This window comes from Roseiflexus castenholzii DSM 13941 (genome assembly GCF_000017805.1).
GTDB lineage: Bacteria > Chloroflexota > Chloroflexia > Chloroflexales > Roseiflexaceae > Roseiflexus > Roseiflexus castenholzii.
The window spans coordinates 622,079-638,956 of sequence record NC_009767.1 but is presented as its reverse complement, the minus strand read 5'-3'; the positions used below and the strand labels follow the sequence as shown (position 1 = coordinate 638,956).

The following is a 16,878-nucleotide window of genomic DNA, read 5'->3' as shown; positions in this document are numbered from 1 at the left end:
ATGCGCGTGGTTGTGTCGCTGGAACATCACTTTGATCGCACGCCGGACGGCGTGGTATGGACGCAGACGCAGTTTCCGTACCGCTTCTGGCAGCGGTATCTGGAAGTCTTCGATCAGGTGCGCGTCGTTGCGCGGGTGCGCGATGCGCAGCGGGCAGCCCCCGACTGGCAGCGCGCCGATGGGCGGCGCGTCTCCTTTGCCGCCATCCCGGAGTACCTGGGTCCGCAGCAATACCTGCTGCGCCTGCCGCAGATTCGCGCGGCGGCACGCCGCGCGATCGGCAACGAGGATGCCGTCATTCTGCGGGTCAGTTCGCAGATCGCCGGTCTGCTCCACCCTTCCCTGCGGCGTGAAGGACGGCCGTATGGCGTTGAAGTGGTCAGCGATCCGTATGACGTGTTTGCGCCCGGTGCGGTCCGGCATCCGCTGCGCCCGTTCTTCCGCTGGCTGTTTCCGTATCGGCTACGGCAACAGTGCGCGAACGCCACGGCGGCATGCTATGTCACCGAGCAGGCGCTCCAACGGCGCTATCCGTGCCCATCGTTTGCGGTGGCGGCGTCGGATGTCGAGTTGCCCGAAGAGGCGATTGTCCCGGCGCCGCGCCCGCTGCACGCCCCCGGCGCCCCTTGTCGCCTGATCTTCGTCGGCACACTGGGGCAGTTGTACAAAGCGCCGGATGCGGTGATCGACGCAGTGGCGGCATGCGCGCGCGCAGGCGTCGATCTGTCTCTCACGCTGGTCGGCGACGGCAAACATCGTTCGGAGATGGAAGAGCGCGTCCGCGCGCTGGGCATTGCAGACCGGGTGACCTTTCGCGGGCAGGTGACGACGGGCGCAGCGGTGCGCGCCGAACTCGACGCGGCGGATCTGTTCGTGCTGCCGTCGCGGCAGGAAGGCATGCCGCGCGCGATGATCGAGGCGATGGCGCGCGCGCTTCCCTGCATTGGCTCGACAGTCGGCGGCATCCCCGAACTGTTGCCGCCGGAAGACCTCGTTCCTCCCGGCGATGCCCTGGCGCTGGCGCAGGTTATCCGTGAGATGGTCGCCAGCCCGGAGCGGATGGCACGCGCCTCAGCGCGCAACCTCGAACGCGCGCGGTCATTCGCCGAGTCCCGGTTGCGCGAGCAACGACTGGCGTTCTTCCAGCGGGTGCGCGAACAGACCGAAGCCTGGCTCGCCGACCGTCACGCAGCGACCGTATGGACGGCGGGACGTCGCACCCTGCCGTGATGCGAGGGTTCAGGTTCATAGCGCGAGGTGACTGATGCCACGTTTATTGATTGTCACAACGGTGCCGGCGACGCTCTCGGCGTTTCTGATTCCATTTGCGCATCATTATCGCACCAGCGGCTGGCGCGTCGACGCTATGACGCGCGATGAGGTGATTGACCCTGAGACGCGCGCCGCATTCGAATATATCTGGACGCTCCCCTGGTCACGCCGGCCATTCACTCCGGTCAATCTGATCGGAACGCCGCAGCGAATCCGGCGGATCGTCGAACGCGAGCGGTACGACATTGTTCACGTGCATACCTCAGTCGCCGCTTTTGTGACGCGCTACGCGTTGCGCGATGTCCGGCGGCGCACCGGCGTCCGCGTGATCTATACGGCGCATGGCTTCAATTTCGACCAGAGTATGCCATGGCACAGGAATCTCGCCTTTCTAACGCTGGAAAAGATCGCAAGCGCCTGGATGGATTATCAGGTGGTGATCAACCGCACCGACGAGCAGGCGGCTATTCGCCACCGTCTCGCGCCGCCGGAGCGAGTCTGGTACATGCCGGGCATCGGTGTCGATCTGACCCATTACCGACCGGATCGCGTCGCTGCGGCGGAGGCAACGACGCTGCGCCTGCTCATGGGAGTCGCGCCCGATGCGGCGCTGTTTCTGATGATTGCCGAGTTTATTCCGCGCAAGCGCCATGCCGATGCATTGCAGGCGTTTGCGCGCCTGGAGCGGCAGGACGCGCACCTGGCGCTGGCAGGAACCGGACCATTGCTCGAATCGATGCGGCGCCTGGCGACCGACCTCGGCATTGCGAAACGAACCCATTTTCTCGGCTACCGACGCGACATTCCGGCGTTACTTCGGGCGGCGACGGCGCTCCTTCTCCCCTCGCAGCAGGAAGGATTGCCGCGCAGCATCCTGGAAGCCCTGGCGCTTGGAGTGCCGGTGATCGGGTCGGACATTCGCGGCGTGCGCGACCTGCTGGCGGACGGCGCCGGTCTGCTCGTGCCGGTTGGCGACGTTGCGGGACTGGCGCAGGCGATGTGGCGGATCATCAATGACCAGAAGGCGGCGCAGGCAATGGCGCAACGTGGCTTGGAGCAGGCGAAGCGGTACGACCTGCGGCGCATCATTGCACTGCACGACCAGTTGTATACGGCGGCGTTGAGTGAGCGACATGCCCTGGCGCCAACCATCTAGAGGAAGGAGGACCGCTCATGTATCGCAGATACGGCAAACGCGCACTTGACCTGATTCTGGTTGTTCCGGCGCTGATCCTGCTGGCGCCGGCAATGGCAATCCTTACCCTCTTGATTCGGCTCAAGATGGGATCGCCGGTGCTATTCACCCAGGAGCGCGCCGGAAAAGATGGGACACCGTTCAGGCTCTACAAATTTCGCAGCATGACCAATGCGCGCGACGCACAGGGCAACCTGTTGCCCGACGAGCAACGTCTGACGCCATTCGGCAGATTCCTGCGCAGCGCCAGTCTAGACGAACTGCCGCAGTTATTCAACGTCCTGCGTGGTGAGATGAGCCTGGTGGGACCGCGACCGTTGTTGATGACATACATCAACCGGTATACGCCAGAGCAACGCCGACGGCTTGATGTGCTGCCCGGCGTGACCTGCCAGGCGGTGCTCCACGGGCGCAGCAATCAGACGTGGGACGAAATCCTGGCGCGTGATGTCTGGTATGTCGATCATATCAGCCTCTGGACCGATCTCCGTATTCTGTTCGGCACGATGCGCGTGGTGCTGACACGCGAGGGGGTCGAGCGCAGCGCCAATGGTCAGGTTCCCGAATTTCTTGGCGTGCTGGCGCAAGCACAGGGAAACGTTTCCGAAACCCATGTCGGGCAATCACAGGGATGGTGATTTATGCGCGTGACGCTTGTTCGATCCGCCACCGAAGCAGAAGGCGCATTCGCAGCGATCGAGCGCCTGTTTCATAGTACGTTCGGTTATCGACCGGACAAGATCGCGTGGTCGCGGTTCTACTTTGTCAATCCGTATGGCGACGCCATCGTGGCATTGGGCTGGAACGGCGATCAACTGGTCGGGCATCACGCCCTCGTGCCACACATACTGACAGACGGCAGCGGGAAGGTGTACCGGTACCACCTGGCGATGAGTCTCATGGTGCATCCCGATTATCGCGGGTTTCCCGCTTTTCATCGCCTGGTGTCGGCGACGACGGAGGCGGCGCGCGCAGAGGGAACGCCGTTCATTCTGGGGTTTCCGAACAAGAATTCGCATGCGCTGTTTCAGCGCGCCTTCGGTTGGAAGACCCTGATCGAAACCGAATTGTACAACTGGCGCCCGGCGACGCCCATCGGTTCGCCACACAGCATCGTCGCGCTGCCGTATCTGCGGCTGACCGATGAGGCTGGACCGCCGTGCGATGCGACGTACCGGCAATGGCGCAGCCTGGCATGCCCGTACTATGCCGAACTGGTCAATGGCCGGCTTGCGGTCATCTACAAAATCGAGCGCGATGACACGCTTACCGTGCTCGATGTCCTGACGGCATGCCCGGAGGAGTCGGCAAACGATTTGGGGATGTTGTTGACCTACACCGGGATGCGCCAGGTCCGACTGACCGGGGTTCATGCCCGCATGATCGGTCTCAATCTGGCGATGATGGAACGCCATACCGATTACCGGCTGCGCATGTGCTCTGCGCCACTGAGCGATCATCCGCCGCCGATGCGCTTCAGTTTGCTCTTGAGCGATGTGTTTTGAAAGGGAAAGGAACGCTGGCATGAATGTCCTGGTCGTGGCTGCTCATCCTGATGATGAGGTGCTTGGATGTGGAGGGGTTACGGCGCGGCATGTCGCGCAGGGCGATGCCGTCTATACACTGGTTGTCACCCGTGGGATGCCGGAGTTCTTTCCGCCGGAACGGGACGAGGCGGATCGACAGGATTCGCGCACCGCGCACCAACTGCTCGGCGGTTCAGGAATCTTCTTCCTCGACTTCCCTGCGCCACGGTTGGACACCGTTCCGGGTCACGAACTTGCCGACGCGATCCGCGAAGCACTCTTCTCTGTGCGCGCCGATGTGGTCTACACACCGTTCGGCGGCGATCTGCACGGCGATCATAAAGCCGTCTATCTGGCGACGCTGGTGGCGGCACGCCCGATCAACCGCTGCCCCGTGCGCCGGTTGCTCTGCTATGAAACCCTTTCAGAGACGGATTGGGCGTCGCCGCTGGAGGAAAGCGCCTTCAAACCTACCGTTTTTGTGGACATCAACGACGTTTTGGAGCGCAAATTGCAGGCGCTCGCCTGCTTTCGCAACGAACTCAAACACCCGCCCCATCCCCGCTCATTGCGCGCCGTGGAAGCGCTGGCGCGGGTGCGCGGCAGCACTGCCGGTCTGATGGCCGCAGAAGCGTTTATGCTGGTTCGCGAGATTATCGCCTGAAAGAGGAAACGGGTATGCAGAACACGATGCCGGGTATTTCATCGCAGATTCGTGGGTATATCACCCACAACCTCCTGTTCGGCGACGAAGGATTCGTCTACAGTGATGACGACTCGTTCATCGAGCACGGGATTGTGGACTCGCTTGGTGTCATTGAACTGGTCTCGTTCATTGAGGCGCAGTTCGGCATCAGTGTCGCCGATCACGAACTGACACCCGAAAACTTCGACTCGGTGAGCAAACTGTCGGCGTATGTGGCGCGCAAACTTGCCAACAGCGCGCAGGAAACCATTGTCGCCAACGCGCCGCTCACCTCGATTGCGCTGGGAGAAACCTATGCTGGTTCATGATTTCCTGATCAACAGCGCTGCGCGCCTGCCGGATAAAGTGGCGCTCGTCTGCGATGGTCGGCGATTGACCTACCGCGACCTCGATCAGATGACCAATCGCCTGGCGCACGCGCTCGTCGAGCACGGCATCCGGCGCGGCGACCGGGTGGCGATCATCGCGCCCAACTCGGTTGAAGCAGTGGTTGGCATTTTCGCAGTGCTCAAGGCAGGGGGCGTCTTCGTCGTTATCAACCATACCACCAAACAGGACAAACTGACCGCCATTCTGAACAACTGCCGCGCATCAGCAATCATTGTCGACGCCCAGATCAGAGACGTTCACCTGTCGGCATTGCTGCGCGATGTCCCTTCACTACGGGTTGGCGTGCTGTCCAATCAGCGCACCGAAACTCGCCTGACGCATTCTCGTTTCATCGACTTCGACGAGGTGCAGGGGCAGTACGATGCAACGCCTCTGCCGCGCGTCACGATCGATCTCGATCTGGCGTGCCTGATCTATACCTCGGGCAGCACCGGCGAAGCGAAGGGCGTCATGAGCGATCACAGCAACGTCGTCTTTGCCAGCGGGTCGATCATCGAGTATCTGCACAACGTCGAAGATGATGTCGTCATCAATATGCTGCCGCTTTCCTTCGATTACGGTCTCTATCAACTCCTGATGACGTTTCGTTTTGGCGGTCGGCTGATCCTGGAGCGTTCGTTTGCGTATCCAGCGGCGATCCTCAAGCGCGTCGAAGAAGAGCGTGTCACCGGTTTTCCCGGCGTGCCGACAATCTATGCGATGCTGCTGCCCATAGACCTGAGCCAGTACGACCTGTCGAGCATCCGGTATCTGACGAATACCGCCGCCGCGTTGCCGCCAAGCCACGCGCTGGAATTACGCCGGAAGTTCCCTTGGGCGCGCCTCTACTCGATGTACGGTCTGACCGAAACCAAACGCACCCTCTATCTGCCGCCGGAAGAACTTGAACGGCGTCCCGGCTCGGTGGGCATCGCCATTCCCGGCACCGAAGTCTGGCTGGAAGATGAACAGGGCAACCGCCTGGGACCTGGCGAAGTCGGCGAGTTGGTGGTGCGCGGGCGGCATGTAATGCGCGGTTACTGGGAAGCGCCGGAAGCGACCGCGCAACGCTATCGTCCCGGTCCATTGCCCGGCGAGCGCGTCTGTTACACCGGCGATCTGTTCCGCATGGACGAGGAAGGGTACCTGTACTTCGTCGGGCGCAAGGACGACATCATCAAGAGTCGCGGCGAGAAAGTCGCCCCCAAAGAAGTCGAGAACGTCATCTACGAATTGCCGGGAGTGACAGCAGTGGCAGTGGTCGGCGTGCCCGACCCGATCCTGGGGCAGGCAATCAAGGCATTCGTCGTCTCAACAAATCCCGATCTGACCGAAAAGCAGATTCTGGCGCACTGTCGCGCGCGGTTGGAAGACTTCATGACACCGCGTTATGTGGAGTTCCGCGACGAACTGCCGGTCAACGCATCAGGAAAGATCGCCCGCCGCGAATTGGCCGGATCGTAGCAGGCAGGGGCGGGTCTCAGCCCCGCCCCCACGGCGGCACGGCGATCCGACCCGATGACGCATCGTAAGATCAGGAGTTTCGTAATGTGTGGAATTGTGGGCATCGTCAACGTTCAGGGTGATCACCCGATTACCGAAGAAATGCTGCGCCAGATGCTGGCGTTGATCCGGCACCGCGGTCCTGATCAGTTTGGCATCTATCTCGACGACCGTGCCGGGTTGGGCAATGCGCGACTGAGCATCATCGATCTGAGCGGCGGTCAGCAACCGATTGCCAGCGAAGATGAGGGTCTCTGGATCGTCTTCAACGGCGAAATCTTCAACTATGTGGAACTGCGTCCCGATCTCGAGGCGCGCGGGCACCGCTTCACGACCAATACCGATACCGAGGTGATTCTGCACCTGTATGAAGAGTACGGTCCGGCATGCCTTTCCCATCTCAACGGGCAGTTTGCGATCGCCATCTGGGACGCGCACGAACAGACACTCTTCCTGGCGCGCGACCGGGTCGGCATCCTCCCACTGTTCTATACCATCGTCGATGGCACGTTGATCTTCGCGTCGGAGATCAAGGCAATCATCGCTGATCCGCGCGTGCAACGCGCCATCGACCCCGTGGCGCTGGAGCAGATTTTCACGTTCTGGGGAACGCTCTCGCCGCGGACCATTTTTCGTGGCATCGTGGATCTGCCTCCAGGTCATTACCTGATTGCGCGACGCGGGCGGATCGATGTTCAACCGTACTGGCGGCTGGAGTTCGGCGCGCCAACCGAAGCGCGCCGCGAGGAGGAATATGTCGAGGAGTTGCGCGATCTCCTGATCGACGCCACAACGATCCGTCTGCGCGCGGATGTGCCGGTCGGGGCATACCTCAGCGGCGGACTGGACTCCTCGACAGTTGCAGCAATTGTGCGCCAGTACGCAGATAATCGCCTCGATACCTTTTCGATTGCCTTCAGCGACCCGGAGTTCGATGAAAGTCGCTTCCAGCGCCAGATGGCGCAGTGCCTTGGCACGAACCATCAGGTAGCGTATGTGACGCACGCCGATATTGGGCGCGTCTTCCCGGAGGTGATCTGGCACACGGAAACGCCAATCCTGCGCACATCGCCGGCGCCGCTCTTCATTCTCTCGCAACTGGTGCGCGACCATTCCTACCGTGTGGTGCTGACCGGCGAAGGCGCCGATGAATTTCTGGCAGGCTACGACATTTTCAAAGAAGCGAAGGTGCGGCGGTTTTGGGCGCGTCAGCCGTCTTCGCGCCTGCGACCGTTGCTATTGCGGCGCCTGTATCCCTGGATCGCCGGGTTTGCCGGCAAGAATGTCGCCTATCTGGCGGCGTTCTTCAGTGAAGGATTGATGGATACGACCGCGCCAGACTACTCACACCGTCCGCGCTGGCGCACCACCAGCCGCACCCGCCGATTCTTCAGCGACGACGTGCGTCAGGCCGCCGATACGCTGGCGCAATCCACGGATCGCGCGCCATACTACCCGGAAGCGTTCAGTTCGTGGGATCCGCTCCAGCAGGCGCAGTATCTGGAGATCACCACGTTCCTTTCGCAATACCTCCTCTCTGCCCAGGGAGACCGGATGATTATGGCGCACGCGGTTGAGGGGCGCTTTCCCTTCCTCGATCATCGTGTCATCGAATTTGCCAGTCGCCTGCCACCGTGCCTGAAACTGCGCGGTCTCACCGAGAAGTACATCCTGCGCCGGGTCGGTCGTGCCTGGCTGCCAGACGCCATCTGGCAGCGTCCCAAGCAACCGTACCGCGCGCCGATCCATCGCAGTTTCTTCAACGATGCGCGCCTGGACTATGTTCAGCATCTCCTCTCGCCGGATCAGGTCCAGGCGAACGGTCTGTTCAAACCGACGGCGGTGGCGCACCTGAAGGAGAAAGCACAGTCCGGCGTCCGCTTGAGTGAAACCGAAGACATGGCGCTGGTGGGGATTCTCTCGACCCAACTGCTGGTCGAGCGGTTCATTCACGAATTTCGTTTACCGCCGCCAATCTCCGAAGCAGACAGTGTCAGAGTCTGCATTAGAAACGGCATCACCGTGGGAGGAACTTATGGGATTTGACGCGCGAGCCCTGCAGATCAATGCTGCTGCCGAAGCGGAGCGAATCATCGCCTGGTTGCAGTATCACGTCATCAGAACCCTGCACCGTCAGGGGGTTGTGTTGGGAATCAGCGGCGGGATCGATTCATCGGTGGCGCTGGCGCTCTGCGTCCGCGCCTTCGGACCTCAGCGCGTGGCAGCGCTGATGATGCCCGAACGCGACTCCGACCCGCAAACGCTGCATCTGTCGGAGATGGTCGCGCGGCATTATGGCGTCGAGCCGATCCTGGAAGACATCACGCCAGCACTCGAGGGGTTCGACTGTTACCGCCGCCGCGACGAAGCCGTGCGCCGGATTTTCCCGGAGTACGACGCCGCACACGGCTACACGATGCGCATCGTGCTCCCACAAAACCTGCTCGATACAGACACGCTGAATGTCTTCTCGCTGGAAATCATCACACCGGACGGTGAAGTAAAGCGCAAACGCCTGCCACCACGCGAATACGCACAAATCGTCGCCGCTTCGAATTTCAAGCAACGCACGCGCATGGCGATAGTGTACTACCACGCCGAATTGCGCCACTACGCTGTTGTCGGAACGCCCAACAAGAATGAGCACGACCAGGGTTTCTTCGTCAAGTACGGCGACGGCAGCGCCGATCTGCGCCCGATTGTGCATCTGTACAAGACGCAGATCTATCAACTGGCACGCTATCTCGATGTGCCAGAGGTCATCCAGCGGCGTCCGCCAACGTCCGACACCTACAGCGCCCCAACCACGCAGCAGGAGTTCTTCTTCCGGCTGCCGTTCGAGACGATGGACTTGCTCTGGTATGCGCAGGAGCACAACGTACCGGTAGTGGATGTGGCAGAGGCGCTGCGCCTGACGCCAGCGCAGGTGCAGCGCGCCTTCAACGATTTTGCTCGCAAACGGCGCACGACGGCATATCTGCGCGTGCCGCCCCTGGAACTATGCGCTGAGGAGCACGCTGCAATCACCATGAACCATGAGACCTGCACCAACATGCAGGAATGAGGGGGTATGACATGCAGGAAATGTTGTACACGGCGGACGATCAGGACGCATGGGAGGCGGCATTGCCTGCACGCGCCAGCGTGTTCGGCAGCGCCGGATATGCCCGGATCGTCCGGCGTCACACCGGTTGCCCGGCGCGATTGTTCGTTGTGGCATCACATGAGGGGCGGATTGTTCACCCCTTTTTTCTTCGCCCCCTGAACAATCTGCCTTTCGCAGAGCACTATGCATCATACCAGGATACGCTGACCCCCGAGTATACCGGTCCGACAGGACTGGGGGAGGTGGCGCCCCACCTTCAACGCGCCTTTGTCGAACGGTGGCGCCACTACTGTGAGGATGAGCGCATCATTGCAGAGTTTGCGCACCTGCATCCCTCGGATCGCCATGCCGGGCTGCTGCGCGCCGATGAGGTGCGCTACAATCGGGACATTGTGGCGATTGATCTGACGCTTCCAGAGAACGATCTCTGGTCGCACTCCTTCAATGAACAATGCCGGTGGAACATTCGCCGGGCGCAACGTGAGGGGGTGCGCGTCTTCGAGGCGCGAACAGAAGCGGATGTGCGCGAGTTCCATCGCATCTATACGCTGACGATGGAACGGCGCAATGCCGACTCTCGTTACTTCTTTCCATTTGCGTATTTCTGGGCGTACCGCGAGGAGTTGCCGGAGAATGCGCTCTTTCTGCTTGCTGAATATCGTGGTCGGATCATCGCTGCCAAACTGTATGTCTACGACGACGAAGAACTGTACGACTTTCTTGGCGGCATGGATATCGAATATCAGCAGCAACGTCCGGCATATGCGATCATCTACGCCGCCATTCAGTGGGGACAGCGTCACAGAAAGCGCCGCCTCATTCTGGGGGGCGGCTACCGACCAGACGACGGCATTTACCGGTTCAAGGCAAGTTTCTCGCCGTTGCGCATCCGGTTTTCGACCTATCAGCGCGTCTGTCAGCCAGCATTGTACGCCGATCTGTGTCAGGCATGGACGGAATACTACGGATGCTCTCCGCCGCATGAGGCGGAGTACTTCCCGGCATACCGCGCGCTGCCGCCGTGCGATGCGGGGCGCGCGCGCGAGGTTGGCGGCTGATCCTTCGCTCGTCAGAAGAGGCAAAGGAACGGAGAGCACGGTGATCAGCTCGCCGTCCGGCGAATACTAGTAGAAGGAATGACAGCATGGACACAGTGCCAATGTCATCACCCGACCTGACCGACGCAGAACGTGATGCCATTCTGAACGTTCTGCATACGCCGGTCTTGAGCATCGGACCGTATGTGCAGCAGTTCGAGCAGCGCCTGGCGGCGTTCGTCGGCGCACGCTATGGCATCGCGGTCAATTCCGGCACCAGCGGTTTGCATTTGAGCATCATTGCCGCCGGCGTGACCGAGTATGATCTGGTGGTCACCACGCCATTCTCATTCATTGCCTCAGCCAACTGCATTCTGTATGAACGTGGCATCCCGATCTTCGTCGATGTCGATCCGCTCACCGGCAACATTGACCCAGAGCAGGTGCGTGCCGCCATTGGCGACCTGGCGCGCGGCGGTATGACGGCGCGCCGCTGGCTGCCCCCGGCGTTGCGCAACAGTCGCTACGGGAGGTTAAAGGCGATACTGCCGGTGCATGCCTTTGGTCAACCGGCGGATATGGCGCCAATCGTCGCAATTGCGCGCCAGCGCAATCTTGTGGTCATCGAAGATGCATGCGAAGCCCTGGGTTCGGAATATCGCAACCGTCCAGCAGGAACGCTGGGTGACATCGCCGTTTTTGCCTTCTACCCCAACAAACAGATCACCACGGGCGAAGGCGGCATGATCGTGACGAACAACGAGGTGTGGACGGCGCTGCTACGCAGCCTGCGCAACCAGGGGCGCGACGTCTTCGACGCATGGCTGAACCATACTCGTCTCGGCTTCAACTATCGCCTCGATGAACTGAGTGCGGCGCTGGGATGTGCGCAGATGCAGCGCATTCACGAATTACTGGCGAAGCGCGCGCAGGTCGCCGCCTGGTACAATGAGCGACTGGCGGACGTGGAACTGATCGAGCGTCCGATCATTAGCGCAACGACCGCCCGGATGAGTTGGTTCGTCTATGTGGTGCGGATCAAACCACCCGCCAACCGTGATGCAGTGATGCGCCAGTTGGCAGCGACAGGCATCCCCAGTCGTCCCTACTTCACGCCAATCCACCTGCAACCGTTCTATCGCAAACGGTTCGGTTTCAGGCGAGGCGATTTTCCGGTCACCGAGCGCCTGGGAGATACATCGCTGGCGCTGCCCTTCTCCGGCGTCGTGACCGAAGCGCAGGTGGATATGGTCTGCGAACGGCTGCGCCAGAGCCTGGAGTGCGCGATCACCCGCGAGGAAATGGCGGACACGCTATGAAGATTCGGTCGATGGATTGCAATACTTCGCCAGAGCGCCTGACCTCCGGGTATCGATCCCGGCAATCGCGGCGCATGTTTGTCCGCATTGGCGGAGCAGCCCTTGCAACGATTGCGCTCCTGGCAGGCAGCGCCGGATGGTGGCTGCCGGCGCTCGGCAGTCTGCTGGCGTTGCCGGGGCGGACGGCGCGCGCCGATGCGATTGTGGTGCTGGGAGGCGGATTTCCGTTGCGCGATCAGCACGCTATCGACCTCTACCGCGAAGGATGGGCGCGCGAAATCTGGCGCACTGGCGAAATGCCCGGCGGATCCGCCGTTGTGCAGAAAGCGCGGCGGCTGGCGATCCAGCAGGGTGTTCCCGCCGCAGCATTCGTGCCATTGATCACCGACAGCACCTGGACGGACGGGCGCGAGATTGCGCGAATGGCGCGGGAACGCAAGGTCGAACGGGTGATTATTGTGACCGACTGGTCCCACAGTCGGCGCGCACTGTGTGTAATCAAACACCATCTGGCAGGTTCAGGGATCGAGGCATTCTACGACGGTCCACGCAACCCGCCCTACACCCCATTCGACTGGTGGCATCATCCTGAAGGTCGTCGTATCGTGGCGGGCGAACTGCTCAAGACGTTCTACTATCTTCTGCGCTTTGGCGTCACTCCCTGGGAGTGTTAGCAAGGAGGAAAAGGATGGCGCGTTCGATGCCTGCGTTTCATTTCTATGGGATAGATGCACTGGCGCTGATTATCGCCGCGTTTCTCGGATATGCTTTGCGCCTCGAACGTCTCGATCTGAGGGAATACTGGGGGGCGTATGCGCTGTTTACAGGCATAACCCTGATCGTTGTCCCTTCGACATTTGCGATGGTTGGCGTGTACGCACAGTACTGGCGCTATGCGTCGTTCTACGAGTTTAGCCTGCTGGCAGTTGCGCTGGCGTTCGCCGGAATCATGCTGACAGGTCTTGTTCTGCTCATGCGCGCGCTGTTCCCGCACTTGCCGGTTGTGCCATTGTCGGTTCCGCTGATTTTCACCATGCCCGCGATGGCGCTGACGGCGCTGCCCCGCCTGAGCGTGCAGGCGCGCTTTCGCCCATCGTCGTTGCGTCATTCACAGCACAGCAGTAATCGGGTGCTGATCATGGGCGCGGGCGAAGCGGGCGCAATGATTGCGCACAGCCTACGCACTGCGCGACGAAACACCATCATCGTTGGCTTCGTCGACGACAACCCAGGCAAGCGCGGCGTGCGGATCAACGGCGCGTCGGTCCTGGGCAATCGGCACGATATTCCGCGCCTGGTCGCCGATCACCACGTCGATGAGGTCATCATTGCGATGCCGGGCGTTCCCGGAAAAACGATCCGCGACATTGTGTCCATCTGCGAGCGGGCCGGCGTGCGCGCGAAAATCATCCCCGGACTTGCCGAACTGGTTGATGGACGCTTTAGTGTCAACCACATCCGCGATGTGCAGATCGAAGACCTGCTCCGACGCGAACCGATCAGTACCGATATGCAGGCGGTGAGCGCGCTGATCCGTGGACGGCGCGTTATGGTCACCGGCGGCGGCGGTTCGATTGGTAGCGAAATCTGCCGCCATGTGCTGCGCTATGAACCGGCTGAACTGATCATTCTCGGGCACGGTGAGAACAGCGTCTTTGCTATTCACAACGAGCTGCAACAATGGCTGAACAACGGCTGCAATGAATCCGGCGTTCCGCGCAGCACTACTCTTCTGCGCACGGTCATCGCTGATATTCGCTTTACCGAACGGATCCATTCCGTATTCGAGCAGTACCGTCCAGAAATTGTGTTCCACGCTGCGGCGCACAAGCACGTGCCGCTCATGGAAGCCAACCCGGTCGAGGCGGTCACCAATAATGTGCTCGGAACGCGCAACCTGCTCGATGCCTCGATTGTGACCGGCGTCGAACGCTTCGTGATGATTTCGACCGATAAAGCCGTCAATCCGACCAGCATCATGGGCAGCAGCAAGCGCGCTGCCGAGTTGCTGGTGCATCACGCCGCAAAACGCAGTGGACGGGCGTTCATGGCGGTTCGTTTCGGCAACGTCCTCGGCAGTCGCGGCAGTGTGGTATGGACGTTCAAACAACAGATTGCAATCGGCGGACCGGTGACTGTCACCCATCCTGAAATGCGCCGCTATTTCATGACCATCCCCGAAGCGGTGCAACTGGTGTTGCAGGCGGCGGCGCTTGGTCAGGGCGGCGAGGTGTTCACGCTCGACATGGGCGAGCCGGTCAAAATCCTCGATCTGGCGCGCGACATGATCGAACTCTCCGGGTTGCAGGTCGGGCGCGACATTGATATTGCCTTCGTCGGGTTACGCCCAGGCGAAAAACTCTACGAGGAACTGTTCCTGCCCGGCGAAACGTATGATCGCACCGGTCACGAGAAAATCTTCATCGCCCGCCATGCCGGGCGACTCGTGCCGCCCGATGTGCTAGCGCTCATCGCCGATCTCGAAGAAGCGGCGCTCGCGGACGACGCGCACCGCACTCAGCGCTTGCTGCGCCTTATTGTGGAACGCAGCCAGGCGACATCCATCGAGATGCTGCACACTGATCGGGCGCAGGCGCGCCCCGATCTGCGCGCGCTGACGGCAGGGAGCGTATGACGGAACTACGACGGCAGCCGCATCCCCACCCGATACCCGCCGTCTACACAGAGAGCGCTGCCGGTCATGTAATCGGCGTCGTCGCTGGCGAGAAACACCGCCGCGCGCCCGATGTCGCGCGGCGTGCCCAGGCGTCCCCACGGAATCTGCTGCGCCGCGCGCTGCAATTCCTCCTCGGTGGCGAATTTGCGCTCGCCCGGCGTGTCGATGTACCCCGGATTGATGACGTTCACGTTGATCCGGTAGGGCGCGAGTTCGGCAGCCAGCGTCGGCGCAAACTGATTCACCGCCGCTTTCGCCATGTTGTACGCGGCGCTGGTTGGCAGGGGAATCTGCGAGAGGATTGAACCGATAATGATGATCTTGCCCGGACCGCCACGCGCGACCATGTGACGCGCTGCCGCCTGACAGGTGTGAAAAACGCCGAATTGGGTCACCTCAATCGTGCGCAGGACGTGCTCCCATTGCGCTTCGACAACCAGTTCACGAATGGAAAATGCAGCATTGGCGACCACAATGTCGATCCGTCCAAACTGCTCGACGGCTGTGGCGACCATGCGCTCAACCGCGTCGCGACTCGCCACATCGCCATACACGACCAGTGCGCGTCTGCCAAGCGTCTCGATCTCGGCGGCAGTTGAACGAACATCGACCACCTCCGGCATACCCGGCGGCAGATCGTTGAGGACGACATCAGCGCCTTCTTCCGCCATACAAAGCGCGATTCCACGACCGATGCCGCGCGCGGCGCCGGTAATCAGCGCAATTTTATTCTTCAATCGCTGCATTGCGAATCCTCTCACGGCACTCTTCGGCGAGCATCAGACACCCGAAGCGGGATGGTTTGTGAAAATCGGCAGGCGTCGTAAACGTTGGCGACCAGCAACTGAATTCGGGTTCGCCATCGCGCGGACGTTCAATACGAAACAGATTGGCGCGCCAGACAAGCGGCAGCGGCTCGGATGTCAGGCAACGCCATGGCAACGCCAGGATCGCCGTCCAGCGACCGGCAGCGTCTTCCCGGCGCGCCCACCAGCGCGCATCGGCATTCCACGCCAGATCGACGCGCAGCGTGGCGCGATCCTCGTGCGGATTGCCGATCCGCGCATCGAAAAAGACGCCATTCGGGCTGATCTCGAACTCGAAATACGCTACCGGCGTCTCCGCCCCAGGGCTGATGAACAGTTCGACGACCTCCTCGTTGTAGATCGGCTCGTCGCGCTCGCGGTACGTCCCCCAGATGTCGCAATCCTCACAGTCAAACCGCACATACAGGCAATCGGAGTCATACCCCAGGCGCGCCATCGTTTGTTGCGTCGCCGGTCCGCTGCCATCGGCGAGAACAAATGGCATGATCGCCGGCATCTGCGTCCAGTCCCATGCAAAGGGGTCATCGCCCGTCGACCATTCCGGCGGCACACGCACAACATGGTAATGAGGCAGCGTATCCATCTCGCGCATTCAGATCACCACAGGCGCACTTCCTGGCGCACGCCGCGCATATCGACCTCGAACTCCAGCCCAATGACCGGTGGACGGCTGTAGTACCAGTGAAAGGCATGAACCGCAGCGGACCCAAGCGGCGCGAGCAGCGTATCGGTCACAAAATCGAGCGGCGAGTGAACCGAGTAGACCGCCATATTGGTCACATCATCGATACCGCATCCCAACGCAGCCAGGCGCTTCATCATCACATCCATCACAAAGTTTGCTTTTGTGCGCATCGCTTCGGGCGACGTCTGCCCTTCGGCAATAATGCCGCGCTCATCGAGATCGCCGGCGCCGGCAATGACGAATGTGCGCCCGGCCGCTGATGCGGGAATGGTGTAGGAGAAGGCATAGAGCGACGGTTCTTCCGGCGGCGCATAGGCTGGTGCGACATTCGTGCGGGCCACCGGGTTGGTTCCATCGAGCAGAATGCCGCGCGTCTCAAGTTCAACGCGATACCCGGCATTAAAGACGCCAAAATCCTCCATACTCCACGGTTTGGGAGAGCGCAACTCGATAGCGCAGAGCGCCGCAGCGGGTCGTCCGATCATCTCCAGGTGGCGGTCAATCAGCGCGAACCCCTCGCGGTATGGCAGCGGACGCTGGAGCGTCGCGCGCACAATCTCGAAGCCGGGCAGCGCTACCACGCCGGCAGAATAGGGCAGACCGCCGGGCAGAAAGGCGAATCCGCCGGACGGATTCTCAACCAGTTGCATGGCGTG

Annotated in this window: 16 protein-coding genes; 13 read left to right on the top strand and 3 right to left on the bottom strand. The window is 61.2% G+C overall.

Going from position 1 to position 16,878, the window contains the following annotated elements; genetic code table 11:
- From RCAS_RS02555 to RCAS_RS02495, 13 genes are all read left to right on the top strand, one after another.
- On the top strand, positions 1-1,230 hold the full coding sequence (locus RCAS_RS02555; RefSeq protein WP_011998029.1) for a glycosyltransferase: 1,230 nt from the start codon (positions 1-3) through the stop codon (positions 1,228-1,230).
- Positions 1,231-1,264: 34 nt separating this feature from the next.
- Positions 1,265-2,428: a glycosyltransferase gene (locus RCAS_RS02550; RefSeq protein WP_011998028.1), complete on the top strand. Its 1,164-nt coding sequence runs from the start codon at positions 1,265-1,267 to the stop codon at positions 2,426-2,428.
- Between the two features lie 17 nt (positions 2,429-2,445).
- Positions 2,446-3,105, top strand: coding sequence for a sugar transferase (locus tag RCAS_RS02545; RefSeq protein WP_011998027.1), 660 nt, complete (start codon positions 2,446-2,448; stop codon positions 3,103-3,105).
- A 3-nt stretch (positions 3,106-3,108) separates the two neighbouring features.
- Positions 3,109-3,972 (top strand): GNAT family N-acetyltransferase, encoded by an 864-nt coding sequence (locus tag RCAS_RS02540; protein WP_011998026.1) that lies wholly within the window; start codon positions 3,109-3,111, stop codon positions 3,970-3,972.
- Between the two features lie 19 nt (positions 3,973-3,991).
- The gene (locus RCAS_RS02535; RefSeq protein WP_011998025.1) at positions 3,992-4,657 is read left to right on the top strand and encodes a PIG-L deacetylase family protein; all 666 of its coding nucleotides are present in this window, start codon (positions 3,992-3,994) and stop codon (positions 4,655-4,657) included.
- Positions 4,658-4,671: 14 nt separating this feature from the next.
- Entirely contained in the window at positions 4,672-5,007 is a 336-nt protein-coding gene (locus RCAS_RS02530; RefSeq protein WP_198135988.1) for an acyl carrier protein, read from the top strand.
- Positions 4,994-6,532: a class I adenylate-forming enzyme family protein gene (locus tag RCAS_RS02525; protein ID WP_011998023.1), complete on the top strand. Its 1,539-nt coding sequence runs from the start codon at positions 4,994-4,996 to the stop codon at positions 6,530-6,532. The genes RCAS_RS02530 and RCAS_RS02525 overlap by 14 nt, the downstream gene beginning before the upstream one ends.
- A gap of 84 nt (positions 6,533-6,616) precedes the next feature.
- Positions 6,617-8,617, top strand: a complete 2,001-nt coding sequence (gene asnB / locus RCAS_RS02520; RefSeq protein WP_011998022.1) for an asparagine synthase (glutamine-hydrolyzing) — start codon at positions 6,617-6,619, stop codon at positions 8,615-8,617.
- Positions 8,607-9,635, top strand: a complete 1,029-nt coding sequence (gene nadE, locus RCAS_RS02515; RefSeq protein WP_011998021.1) for an NAD(+) synthase — start codon at positions 8,607-8,609, stop codon at positions 9,633-9,635. Before asnB ends, nadE begins: the two co-directional genes overlap by 11 nt.
- An 11-nt stretch (positions 9,636-9,646) precedes the next feature.
- Positions 9,647-10,735, top strand: a complete 1,089-nt coding sequence (locus RCAS_RS02510; RefSeq protein WP_011998020.1) for a lipid II:glycine glycyltransferase FemX — start codon at positions 9,647-9,649, stop codon at positions 10,733-10,735.
- Between the two features lie 86 nt (positions 10,736-10,821).
- Entirely contained in the window at positions 10,822-12,033 is a 1,212-nt protein-coding gene (locus tag RCAS_RS02505) for a DegT/DnrJ/EryC1/StrS family aminotransferase (protein ID WP_011998019.1), read from the top strand.
- Entirely contained in the window at positions 12,030-12,707 is a 678-nt protein-coding gene (locus RCAS_RS02500; protein WP_011998018.1) for a YdcF family protein, read from the top strand. The genes RCAS_RS02505 and RCAS_RS02500 overlap by 4 nt, the downstream gene beginning before the upstream one ends.
- A 14-nt stretch (positions 12,708-12,721) precedes the next feature.
- The gene (locus RCAS_RS02495; RefSeq protein WP_011998017.1) at positions 12,722-14,668 is read left to right on the top strand and encodes a polysaccharide biosynthesis protein; all 1,947 of its coding nucleotides are present in this window, start codon (positions 12,722-12,724) and stop codon (positions 14,666-14,668) included.
- Positions 14,669-14,673: 5 nt separating this feature from the next.
- On the opposite strand, the gene RCAS_RS02490 is transcribed toward RCAS_RS02495, so the two are convergent.
- From RCAS_RS02490 to cnbZ, 3 genes are read right to left on the bottom strand one after another with little or no spacing between them, the layout of a single operon-like run.
- Positions 14,674-15,456 (bottom strand): SDR family NAD(P)-dependent oxidoreductase, encoded by a 783-nt coding sequence (locus RCAS_RS02490; protein ID WP_011998016.1) that lies wholly within the window; start codon positions 15,454-15,456, stop codon positions 14,674-14,676.
- Complete coding sequence (locus RCAS_RS02485) at positions 15,437-16,120, bottom strand: carbohydrate-binding family 9-like protein (RefSeq protein WP_232280136.1); 684 nt, start codon at positions 16,118-16,120, stop codon at positions 15,437-15,439. Before RCAS_RS02485 ends, RCAS_RS02490 begins: the two co-directional genes overlap by 20 nt.
- Before the next feature lie 14 nt (positions 16,121-16,134).
- On the bottom strand, positions 16,135-16,872 hold the full coding sequence (cnbZ, locus tag RCAS_RS02480; RefSeq protein WP_011998014.1) for a 2-amino-5-chloromuconate deaminase CnbZ: 738 nt from the start codon (positions 16,870-16,872) through the stop codon (positions 16,135-16,137).
- Positions 16,873-16,878: the final 6 nt, after the last annotated feature.

Excerpts from the sequence above, each read along its gene's own strand:
- RCAS_RS02555 (WP_011998029.1), top strand. The coding sequence starts at position 1 with ATGCGCGTGGTTGTGTCGCTGGAACATCACTTTGATCGCACGCCGGAC.
- RCAS_RS02550 (WP_011998028.1), top strand. The coding sequence starts at position 1,265 with ATGCCACGTTTATTGATTGTCACAACGGTGCCGGCGACGCTCTCGGCG.
- RCAS_RS02545 (WP_011998027.1), top strand. The coding sequence starts at position 2,446 with ATGTATCGCAGATACGGCAAACGCGCACTTGACCTGATTCTGGTTGTT.
- RCAS_RS02540 (WP_011998026.1), top strand. The coding sequence starts at position 3,109 with ATGCGCGTGACGCTTGTTCGATCCGCCACCGAAGCAGAAGGCGCATTC.
- RCAS_RS02535 (WP_011998025.1), top strand. The coding sequence starts at position 3,992 with ATGAATGTCCTGGTCGTGGCTGCTCATCCTGATGATGAGGTGCTTGGA.
- RCAS_RS02530 (WP_198135988.1), top strand. The coding sequence starts at position 4,672 with ATGCAGAACACGATGCCGGGTATTTCATCGCAGATTCGTGGGTATATC.
- RCAS_RS02525 (WP_011998023.1), top strand. The coding sequence starts at position 4,994 with ATGCTGGTTCATGATTTCCTGATCAACAGCGCTGCGCGCCTGCCGGAT.
- asnB (WP_011998022.1), top strand. The coding sequence starts at position 6,617 with ATGTGTGGAATTGTGGGCATCGTCAACGTTCAGGGTGATCACCCGATT.
- nadE (WP_011998021.1), top strand. The coding sequence starts at position 8,607 with ATGGGATTTGACGCGCGAGCCCTGCAGATCAATGCTGCTGCCGAAGCG.
- RCAS_RS02510 (WP_011998020.1), top strand. The coding sequence starts at position 9,647 with ATGCAGGAAATGTTGTACACGGCGGACGATCAGGACGCATGGGAGGCG.
- RCAS_RS02505 (WP_011998019.1), top strand. The coding sequence starts at position 10,822 with ATGGACACAGTGCCAATGTCATCACCCGACCTGACCGACGCAGAACGT.
- RCAS_RS02500 (WP_011998018.1), top strand. The coding sequence starts at position 12,030 with ATGAAGATTCGGTCGATGGATTGCAATACTTCGCCAGAGCGCCTGACC.
- RCAS_RS02495 (WP_011998017.1), top strand. The coding sequence starts at position 12,722 with ATGGCGCGTTCGATGCCTGCGTTTCATTTCTATGGGATAGATGCACTG.
- RCAS_RS02490 (WP_011998016.1), bottom strand. The coding sequence starts at position 15,456 with ATGCAGCGATTGAAGAATAAAATTGCGCTGATTACCGGCGCCGCGCGC.
- RCAS_RS02485 (WP_232280136.1), bottom strand. The coding sequence starts at position 16,120 with ATGGATACGCTGCCTCATTACCATGTTGTGCGTGTGCCGCCGGAATGG.
- cnbZ (WP_011998014.1), bottom strand. The coding sequence starts at position 16,872 with ATGCAACTGGTTGAGAATCCGTCCGGCGGATTCGCCTTTCTGCCCGGC.